The organism is Hahella ganghwensis DSM 17046, assembly GCF_000376785.1.
Classification (GTDB): domain Bacteria; phylum Pseudomonadota; class Gammaproteobacteria; order Pseudomonadales; family Oleiphilaceae; genus Hahella; species Hahella ganghwensis.
The window spans coordinates 21,342-31,050 of the sequence record NZ_AQXX01000074.1; the positions used below are offsets into that span (position 1 = coordinate 21,342).

Consider the following 9,709-nt stretch of genomic DNA (forward strand, 5'->3'; position numbering starts at 1 on the left):
TGCAACAGTCTATTGAGTAGTATCCGGTTTATTGACCGAATTTCGCAACATAAAATTCACATCAGTTTTTAATCAAACGATTTTGATCACATAGAGGAGCACCACAATGACACCATCCCTAAAACGGTTTGCCGCCGTAACGGCACTGGCTTTATCGACGGCCATTGCATCTTTCAGCATGACCAGCGCCAGCGCAGCTGACTTAAAAATAGACGTTTATAATCCAGGCAAAGCCAGTCTGTTTCCGGTCAGTTCAACCCTGGTTACAGGTCCTACAGAGGCCGTATTAATTGATGCCCAATTTCAACGGAACGATGCTCAGGCGGTTCTGAAAATGATCAAGGACAGCGGCAAGGAACTGAAGACCATCTACATCAGCCATGGGGACCCCGACTTCTACTTTGGCCTGGATGTGATTACTGACGCCTATCCTCAAGTGGAAGTGCTTGCCTCCCCAAAAACAGTAGCTCACATTGAAGACACCGTGGAACGAAAACTGTCTTACTGGGGGCCGATCCTGGGTGAGAATGCTCCACTGCGTACTCAGATCCCAAAAGAGGTCACGGAGAAAACACTCACCGTTGATGGCAAAAAGCTTGAAATCATTGGTCTACAAGGTAAGGACCCGAAGCATACTTTTGTCTGGATTCCTTCTCTGAGAACCGTCGCAGGCGGTGTGGTTGTCTACGAGAATGTCCATGTCTGGATGGCAGACAATCAAACCGCAAAATCCAGAGAGCTATGGCTGAACACTCTGGAAAATCTGTTGGCCCTTAACCCTGAAACGATCGTTCCCGGGCACTACCTTGGTGAAAGTGAGATGAATCGTTCCGCAGTCAGCTTTACCCAATCCTATATCCGGATATTTGAGGACGAAGCGATCAAGGCACCCAACGCAGCAGAGTTGACAGAAAAGATGACAGGACACTTTCCGGAGTTCACAAACTCAGGAGACCTTGAACTCGGTGCAAAAGTCATCAAGGGCGAGATGCAATGGCCATAAGGTAACGCCAGCCATCTTTAGACAAGCGAGCTTCAAAACTCGCTTGTCATTGAATACAACATCAAAGAACGATCAAGCCAACGTGGTCAGAGACTTTTTAGCGAAAGGTTCAATGTCGGAATCGCGACCATCACGTACTTTTACCAGCCATTCAGGATCCTGCAACAGCGCGCGCCCTACGGCGATCATATCAAACTCGTCAGCCTGCATGCGGGTCACCAGTTCATCGATACCAGACTGAGCAACCGCAGCCTGTTGACTCATGAAGGTGCCACTGACGAAATCCTCTGCAAGGCCAACACTTCCCACTGAAATCGCCGGCTTGCCGGTCAGCTTTTTAGTCCAGCCTGCCAAATTGAGGTCTGACCCCGCAAATTCCGACTCCCAGAAACGACGCTGGGAAGCATGAAAGATATCGACACCAGCTTCAGACAACGGCATCAGGAATTGCTCAAGCGCTTCAGGTGTCTCGGCCAGCTTGGCGTCATAATCCTGCATCTTCCATTGGGAAAATCTCAGAACCAATGCGAAATCCGGTCCTACTGCATCTCTTACCGCCTGGATGATCTCCAGTGCAAAACGCTGACGATTGGCCATCGAGCCACCGTATTTATCTTCGCGGCGATTCGTCCCTTGCCAGAAAAACTGATCGATCAGGTAGCCATGTGCGCCATGTAATTCAATGCCATCAAAACCAACGGTTTTCGCATCTCGGGCCGCCTGGGCGAAGGCCTGTATGACATCGTCAATATCCTGCTGGGTCATCGCCTTGCCATTTGCTTTGTCCGGCGCATACAACCCTGAGGGGCTAAAACCCGGTACAGTGGGATCCGGCTCCATTCCTTCTTTACGTACAGCTCCTACATGCCAGAGCTGAGGAATAATCTGCCCACCTGCAGCATGGACCTCATCAACAACACGCTTCCATCCAGCCAGTGCCGCTTCACCATGAAATGCCGGAACATTCTCATAGCCGTTAGCACCAGGATGATCAATGGTTGTCCCTTCGGTTATCAGCAGTCCCACACCACCTTCCGCGCGTCGACGGTAGTACGCAGCAACTTCTTCACCCGGAACATTCCCCGGCGAAAAGTTACGGGTCATGGGCGCCATCGCGACACGATTACGCAAATTCAGAGATTTTAATGAAAAAGGTTCAAACAGCGGCCCCAGATTCAGGCTCATAAGGTCTCCTCCACACAAAATTAGGAAAAGTAAGATAAGAAAATAGACTCAAAAATCGCCCATTCGGTAAAACAGGCAATTTGGTTTCAAAACGAAACCATATTTAATTGAGTTTCAAAATGCAACTCTTTTCGATAGACTACGCACTATGGTGAAAAAACGCTTTGAAGACTCAACATGCTCTGTTGCCCGCGCTCTGGATGAAGTCGGAGACTGGTGGTCACTTCGTATCGTGCTACTGGCCATGTACGGGACTCGCCGCTACGTCGACTTTCAGCAACAATTGGGCATTGCCCGCAACATTCTTTGTGATCGTCTCAACCGACTGGTGGAGAACGAAGTCATGCGCAAGGAAAACGTTGGCGAACACGGCTGTCGCTTTGAATACCGGCTGACTGAAAAAGGGCGGGATCTGTTTACTGTGCTGGTGGCGTTACGCCAATGGGGAGACCGCTGGACCCCTTACCCGGGACAAGAACCGATGGATATGAGAGACAAACGTACGGGACGGCCGGTTGCGCCCGTCAAAGTGTGCGATCAGGATGGCCAGGCGTTAAGCATTCGTGATGTATTGGTCAATCAGGACGATACAGATGCCGTCTGCGATGCTGAGGATTAATCACCTCAGGCACCACTATTTAGTCCAGAAACACTACCTCCTTGCTAGACCAGTAGCTTCAAAGAGTCCTTAACATGCCAATTCGTTTACAGGCTCATTCCAATCAATAACCCAATCTGCCAGGGCTTTTGTTCCCAACACAATTTGGGCATTATGCGCATCATTGGCTGCAACCCGTTTTTTAGCCTCGTCTTCGCTGATTCCCCAGGCTTGCTGGTGACGCAAAACAAGCCGTCGCATCGATTCCTCATAGGGCACATCGAGAAACCACTTTTCATCCAGTAAGGTCACCACATCCTGAAAACCATGGCCTGGATACAACATATATAACCCCTCTACAAGCAAGAGATCTATACCAGCGCATATACTGATTGCATCCTCCTCGGGATCTCCCCGGGCATGATCAAAGTCTGGCCAGTAAAGATCGACGTCCGATGACGTGCGAAAACGGCTGATTTTCTCGGCAACTGATTTACTGTTGAATGTCCAGGGCGCACCCCGTCGTTCCAGCGCCTTCCGGGGCTCAGGGAAATCAGCAAGCTCAGATAGACTGCAATGGGACCCGTCCATCCCCACAACCTGGATTTTCCCTGGAAACTCGCTCGCCGCAATATCCCCCAATAGCCGGCAAAAAGTCGACTTACCTGAACCAGGAAGACCTGCAAGTCCAATAACACGCCGCCCGCCCCTAAACTGCAAAGCGGAAATTCTGGATAAGGCTTGCCGACAAACAACAGAAGCGTCAAACCCAGAGGCTGCCGATGCCATCTCCTGAGCACCTTTAGAACTCTGCATGAATTTATCCACTATTGATCATTCTCCTTTAACCGCTCCATATTTTTTTGCAACGCTTCTTCAACTTGTTTCTGAGTTTGCTCAATCTGACGCTCTGCGGCTTCTTTTTGCTTCACTCCCTCCTCTGTCTGTTCCAGAGACAGTATGGCGACATACAACAATGCAAGTAGCAAACCAATAAGTCCCAAAACTTTCATAAGTCAATTCACCCGAAGTTATTCATCGCCCTCCTTACCACTATAGAGCGACCACTATGGAGATAGCCCAGAGTACCTAATGTCATCCACACAGACCATGTTTTGCAAAGATTTACCTCCCAGGCCAACAAAGTTGTCGACATCGTTTGACAGGAGGCGGAAATCACCTATACATTTCATAACTTACTATCTCTTTATCCTTTACCAGTCAGCTCGTCAGGGAATGTGACGTTATCCAGATTTTTGTCGTAGTGGGTAATGAAATTTTTTGCAAACCATACAACTAAATAGCCTCCCAATCCGACCGATGAAATCTATTGGCCGCCGACTGACGCTTATCAATTGGGTTTTGATGGCGTTGGCTATCTGCTTTAGTTACACATGCAAGGCAGATTATTCCGACCAACTTTCGATATACACCGAACACTACCCCCCATATAACTATGAAGAGAATGGCCAACTAACCGGATTTTCCACGGAAATTGTCCGTGAAAGACTTATAAGACTTGGCAAACCCGATAAAGAAATCACAGTACTTCCATGGGCGCGTGCCTACAAATACCTGCAAAGCCAGGATAATGTCATGCTTTTCACCACCGCACGCACATCACAACGTGAATATGAGTTCAAGTGGGTGGGGCCGATTGCCAAACGGGAGGTCTATCTATATAAGCTCAAGAAAAACACACATATCATCGTTCACTCCGTAGAAGACGCGAAAAGATATATGACCACCGCAGTCAGGGACTCTGCCACTGCCTCCAAACTCATATCTCTGGGATTCGAGGAAGGGGAAAACCTGGAGTTGATCCATAGCGAGAACCTCAGCTTCGCCAAATTTCTCTACGGACGAGTGGAACTGATCAATAAAGTCCCCATGGCAATGGCCATGGAACTCAAGAAGTTCAATAAGACAATGAACGATGTGGAATCCCTCTTTCCCATTGACACAGGAACCTCTTATTACCTGGCATTCAGCCTGGGAGTGAGTGATGCCATTATTCGCGAATGGCAGGCTGCACTGGATGCCATGATGGAGGATGGCACTTATCAAAAAATCAGGGATAAATATCTTGATAAATGACTAGCCAACACCTTTCAGCCCCTTCAGTCTGAGTCTTTTCCTCCCTTCCATGGCACGCCTTACCTGCCAGAAAATATCGTCTGACTATATTTCTCCCAATAATTACTCCCTCTCATAAAACCCGTCTATTATTTAACCAACAAAGGCTGGATTTGTAAGACAGTTACCTTTGAGCGTAACAAGCTGACCCACGGAGGGACTATGAAAACTCGCAAGAATGTCTATCACCTGCAAGACGACACCCTGGCCTGGTATTCACGCGCGGTTGAGGAAATGAAAACCCGCGACATCAACGATCCCACGAGTTGGTGGTACCAAGGCGCAATTCACGGCTATGCCACCTACCCTCAAGCCTTAACTTTCTGGCAAGATGCTACGGGCTACCCCCCCTCTCCTCAGACAGTCGACAGCGGCTTCTGGAACCGATGTCAGCACGGAACCTGGTATTTTCTTCCCTGGCACCGAATGTACCTCTTTTACTTTGAGCAGATAGTGGCCAAAGCCATCAGTGATATGGGCGGACCATCAGACTGGACACTGCCTTACTGGAACTACTGCGAAGCGTTTAACACCAGCGCCTCTGCCAGCGAGCAAGACCAAGCTCTTCAGCTTCCCCCGGAGTTTGGCTCTTCCCAAGGCCCCAACGCAGACTTTCAAGCCCTATGGATTAAGGACAGACGCAACTATGTGCTGAAAAAACGGAACGTTAATCCGTGGCCGGCAATGAATGAAACCGAGTTTACTAACGGTACTGGTGAAATCTGCTTTGGCGGCGGTGTTACAGGTTTCGCCCACTCCGGCAGTCAGACCGGACAACTGGAGAGTCTTCCACACAACGTTGTGCACACCGATATCAATGGCGCCATGGGGAACCCGGACACCGCCGCTCTGGATCCGATTTTCTGGCTGCATCACGCCAATATCGACCGATTGTGGCAAGTTTGGCTGGACCAGGGGGACCGTCATAATCCAACCATCAATGCCTGGCGAAATTTTCGCTTTAAGTTCCACAACGCCGAAGGTAATCCTGTTGACATGGTGGTCAAAGAAACAGAAACCACCCAACAGCTGGGCTACGTTTACACACCGGACTTCCCTCACTCCACAACAGCAACACCCAGAAGAACCTTGCCGGCCATGGATGTTGTCGGGGCCAGTCCTGCCAGCTTTGCACTCACTGACCATATGTCTCCCCTAAACCTGGAAATGGTTCCCAAGCCCTCCCGCAATGCCCGCCTGAAAGCCGCGAGCCTGGCTCAGGGACAGAAAAAAAGAACGGTGCTTCGGATCAGCAACGTCACTGGGAAAGGACCAGCCTCGCCCATTGATGTCTTTATTACCAATAGGGACGGCGAAGAAGGTAATGACGAAAACTTTGTAGGATGCATCGGCCTTTTTGGCCTGCAGAATGCCTCCACGCCCAGTGTCGAAAGCGACGGCAGCGGTCTGAACTTCGCGATCGATGTTTCCGAAACAATAGACAAGCTCAGGCAACGGGATGACTGGGATGAAGAGAAAATCGCCCTTCAGCTCATCCCTCAGTCGCAGCATGAAAATGATGTAGAAATAAACGTCGGCAGAGTCAGTTTACACAGTGAAATTGATGATTGAATGGCACGCAGGTGTCAGTGACAGGGTGAGCCGACTTCTGACGGCTCACCCTTACTGGTGGCTCTTGGCATTATGTGCGATAAGCTGGGTCTATTTAGTGGCAGATAACCTTATCAGCACTGTATATTTGCACCATCATGCATCGTCCCCCGTCAGCGGTTTAGTTGCGTGGATGATCATGGTATCGGCCATGATGCTCCCCATGCTGAGTGGCTCGGTTCGTCATATCATCCTGATGATGCCGAGATATCAGCATCTCAGATTAATGCCCCTGCTGGTTCTGGGTTACGCCAGTGTCTGGCTGATCATTGGTGGGCTGATAGAAACCTTCGGCTATATTCTTCGATCTCATCCGATATTTTCACACCAGACTCTCTCGCAGATCCCAATTGGCACCTTTGGTTTTCTGTCCGCTGCCATCTGGACAATGACCCGGTCCCGAAGAAAAGCTGTATTTGCCTGCAGCAATGGCGTGCCGATGCGCATTAATGGTTGGTATGCCTATAGAGACACCATCCACTTTGGCATGATCAAAGGCATCAGCTGTAGCGCAGCTTGTCTGCCCGTCATGCTGGCCCTGTTGGTCAGCGGGCACAACCTAGGGTTGATGATGATAGTTACTGCTGTGCTCATCTATGAACGAGTGATGTTACCTCGGGAAACTCGTTTAGTGTTCTGGATGTGCTATATACTGGCTCTATACCACTTGGTACCCTGACCCTGGTTCATGTAATGATGACCTCAACCTCTACAATCATCCTGGCAGAACACCCCGGACCTATAGCTTTGTCAGGGAGTAGCGTAGAGGTTCAGTTACAAGTGTACGAAGAGAATAAACGCCAGGTCTCCCAATACATCCGGCCTTCCTCCCGGGTTTTCCTCCATTTTCATCGCATATTCGGCAGCCCCAATAGCCCAAATTACGATGTATCTCTGGTGTCCCGCGCCAAAGCAAATAAACTGCACTACATCGGCGCCCTATCGTACTATTCCGTCAAACCCAAGTCGTCGGAGAATGAAGAGGGGCTGAACCTGAAATTGAAGATTGAGCCTCCGATCAAAGAATGGCTTCTGGAGGAGGCAAGGCATGCTGGAAGCATTAACCTACTCCTCACCCCCCAGGATCATGTTGAAGACCATGTGTCTATTGATATGGAGTTTGTGTTCTTGTGCTGCGTTCAGAGCAACCTCTAGTATATCTTCACCGTCCCTGTTTAAGCGTCCGTTGAATAAACTGCTACGCCCCTACCAGATGTGGATTACTTTACCTTGCATATTGCCTTCTGGGATAAAACCAATAAACCGGCTGTCTTTCGACCTGTCACGATTGTCGCCAAGAACAAAATAGTTTCCAGCCGGCACTGTCCATTCACCATTGGCGTTGTAACCTCTACCATTGTGCTGAACTTTATAGGTAAGATCGTCCACACTTTCCGAGTAGATACTCAGGCCATTAATATTACTGATAGCTTCTTTCTGTAGAACTTCGCCATTTACAGTTATTTGCTCTCCCTCGACTGAAACGGTATCTCCCGGAACGCCAATAATTCTTTTCAGATACTGCACGCTTTCATCTTCGGGGGTCTTGAATACGAACAGTTCTCCACGTTTCGGTCTGGCTGACGCTGATTTCAGCTTCATCCCTAATACCTCAATGCTTTTATAGGGCCATTTATAGATGATCACATGTTGTCCTCTGATGATAGAGGGCTCCATTGAAGCTGACGGCATTTTCAAAGGTTCATACATCTGGGCACGGAAGGCTAGAATCAATAAACCCAGGGCTACGAAAGTTAAAAGCAACCCCCACCAATGGCTATACCATGCCCTTTTACTATCAGGATGATAATTTTGGACAAAGTATCCAACATGTGCCGCATAGAAGGGTATAACTAACACGCCAACTGACAGGCCATAAGGAAATTGGATGTGGTAAATCCGACAGACTACCTCCAGAACAAAGGTGATCAAAAAATAGAATAACGCCCACTTCCACCTGCCCACATAAAGCATACCAAGTGGCTGCATCAAACTAAGTACTAAAGCAATCCAGGTCTTTGGCTTCCAATTGGGAATGCTCCCTCCCTCATCCAAAACTGCTGTTTTTCCTACACTGTACGGATTGTCTTCGATCATGATGATCTGCAAGTAAATTTTGTATGTGCTTGGTTTACACTCGATATAACGGCTTAAAACCTTGCAGCATCGCATAACCACTACGATGGCAGCTGTAGGCAATAAAGAGACTATCACGAGTAACAGAATGATAAATTTAATCTTAGCACGAGTCGTCCACGAACCTTAATGCAAAACAAATACAGGACATCCATATACATTTGCACAATACGCAGCCCATAAAAATAGCCTGCCCCATAACAGCACTCAGGCACGCACTGTGTTAATCGAGATTTTAAGTCTTCGATTGTGAGTATTGAAATTTCTACCCGAGGTCATGACCGTCGGGGCCCTTCATTCATGATTAACCACGAATGTTTATTACGAGTCAGACTTGAACCCAACGGTATATCTAAGCGGAATCCCTATCCCAAAGGATATTATTCTTGGATCTATCAAAATAAGGTGCAAAAACGGACAGCGCTGCAAACCTCTGCCCTTCTTCAAGGATTGGACCATGGAGGGTATTTTGTGGAATAAATACCAGATCCCCCTTGCTCACTTTCTTAACTTCATTGCCCACCTTAAAGTCCACGTTACCCTCGATAATGACCAGCAACTCGTCGTGGTCCATCTGAATATGAAGGGCATTTTCACTGTCACGAACGATGCCGACATTTGCGGTTAAATACTTCCCGTCAAAAACGAAAACTCTTTTGATGGGATCATTTTTTGTCGATTCATCTGTGTCGAGTGACTCCACTATCTGATCGAGGTTTTTAAAATACATCATTTTAGTTTCCTCCTAAGACTGTTACTTGAACACCTAAGGAGAGTCTGAATAACCCCAAGGTTCTGAGGTAATTCAAACTCTCGACGATATATGGCCGAATATTCAGAGTGTTTTTCCGGCCATTTTGGATCTTCCCCCCCTGTGGGGCGTCATCTGGGCTCACTGCCCCTATACCTGCAGCTCTTTCCTTGCCATCAGCAGATTGCTGAAGGCCGCCAACAGATAGAGCCGGCTCTTGTTCTTGGCCAAGCCTCGATAGCGGACTTTGTCGTAACCAAACACCTGCTTGATGTATCTGAACGGGTGT

At 48.4% G+C, this 9,709-nt stretch carries 12 protein-coding genes; 6 read left to right on the top strand and 6 right to left on the bottom strand.

Annotated elements, in window-relative coordinates:
• The first annotated feature begins 106 nt into the window (after positions 1-106).
• The gene (locus tag F566_RS0104060; RefSeq protein ID WP_020405697.1) at positions 107-1,003 is read left to right on the top strand and encodes an MBL fold metallo-hydrolase; all 897 of its coding nucleotides are present in this window, start codon (positions 107-109) and stop codon (positions 1,001-1,003) included.
• 72 nt (positions 1,004-1,075) lie between these two features.
• Here the strand turns inward: F566_RS0104060 and F566_RS0104065 are convergent, their stop codons facing one another.
• A complete protein-coding gene (locus F566_RS0104065; RefSeq protein WP_020405698.1) occupies positions 1,076-2,188 on the bottom strand; it encodes an NADH:flavin oxidoreductase in 1,113 nt (370 codons plus the stop codon).
• Between the two features lie 148 nt (positions 2,189-2,336).
• Here F566_RS0104065 and F566_RS0104070 point away from each other — a divergent pair, with 148 nt between their 5' ends.
• The gene (locus F566_RS0104070; RefSeq protein ID WP_020405699.1) at positions 2,337-2,807 is read left to right on the top strand and encodes a winged helix-turn-helix transcriptional regulator; all 471 of its coding nucleotides are present in this window, start codon (positions 2,337-2,339) and stop codon (positions 2,805-2,807) included.
• Positions 2,808-2,876: 69 nt separating this feature from the next.
• On the opposite strand, the gene F566_RS0104075 is transcribed toward F566_RS0104070, so the two are convergent.
• The gene (locus tag F566_RS0104075) at positions 2,877-3,602 is read right to left on the bottom strand and encodes a nucleoside/nucleotide kinase family protein (protein ID WP_157496640.1); all 726 of its coding nucleotides are present in this window, start codon (positions 3,600-3,602) and stop codon (positions 2,877-2,879) included.
• An 11-nt stretch (positions 3,603-3,613) separates the two neighbouring features.
• A complete protein-coding gene (locus F566_RS0104080; RefSeq protein ID WP_020405701.1) occupies positions 3,614-3,799 on the bottom strand; it encodes a hypothetical protein in 186 nt (61 codons plus the stop codon).
• A gap of 307 nt (positions 3,800-4,106) precedes the next feature.
• On the opposite strand from F566_RS0104080, the gene F566_RS0104085 reads away from it, so the two are divergent.
• The 4 genes from F566_RS0104085 (at position 4,107) to F566_RS0104100 (ending at position 7,688) form a co-directional block, all read left to right on the top strand.
• Positions 4,107-4,883 carry a substrate-binding periplasmic protein gene (locus tag F566_RS0104085; protein ID WP_026179743.1) on the top strand — a complete coding sequence of 259 codons (777 nt, stop codon included), beginning with the start codon at positions 4,107-4,109 and terminating at the stop codon, positions 4,881-4,883.
• 201 nt (positions 4,884-5,084) lie between these two features.
• Positions 5,085-6,494 carry a tyrosinase family protein gene (locus tag F566_RS0104090; RefSeq protein WP_020405703.1) on the top strand — a complete coding sequence of 470 codons (1,410 nt, stop codon included), beginning with the start codon at positions 5,085-5,087 and terminating at the stop codon, positions 6,492-6,494.
• Positions 6,487-7,212, top strand: coding sequence for a copper chaperone (locus F566_RS0104095; RefSeq protein ID WP_020405704.1), 726 nt, complete (start codon positions 6,487-6,489; stop codon positions 7,210-7,212). Before F566_RS0104090 ends, F566_RS0104095 begins: the two co-directional genes overlap by 8 nt.
• 14 nt (positions 7,213-7,226) lie before the next feature.
• Positions 7,227-7,688 carry a DUF7868 domain-containing protein gene (locus tag F566_RS0104100; RefSeq protein WP_020405705.1) on the top strand — a complete coding sequence of 154 codons (462 nt, stop codon included), beginning with the start codon at positions 7,227-7,229 and terminating at the stop codon, positions 7,686-7,688.
• Between the two features lie 51 nt (positions 7,689-7,739).
• On the opposite strand, the gene lepB is transcribed toward F566_RS0104100, so the two are convergent.
• From lepB to F566_RS36775, 3 genes are all read right to left on the bottom strand, one after another.
• The gene (lepB, locus tag F566_RS0104105; RefSeq protein WP_020405706.1) at positions 7,740-8,630 is read right to left on the bottom strand and encodes a signal peptidase I; all 891 of its coding nucleotides are present in this window, start codon (positions 8,628-8,630) and stop codon (positions 7,740-7,742) included.
• Positions 8,631-9,021: 391 nt separating this feature from the next.
• The gene (locus tag F566_RS0104110; RefSeq protein WP_020405707.1) at positions 9,022-9,402 is read right to left on the bottom strand and encodes a cupin domain-containing protein; all 381 of its coding nucleotides are present in this window, start codon (positions 9,400-9,402) and stop codon (positions 9,022-9,024) included.
• 168 nt (positions 9,403-9,570) lie between these two features.
• The coding region (locus tag F566_RS36775) for a transposase (RefSeq protein WP_020405375.1) at positions 9,571-9,709 on the bottom strand (139 nt) is incomplete at its 5' end.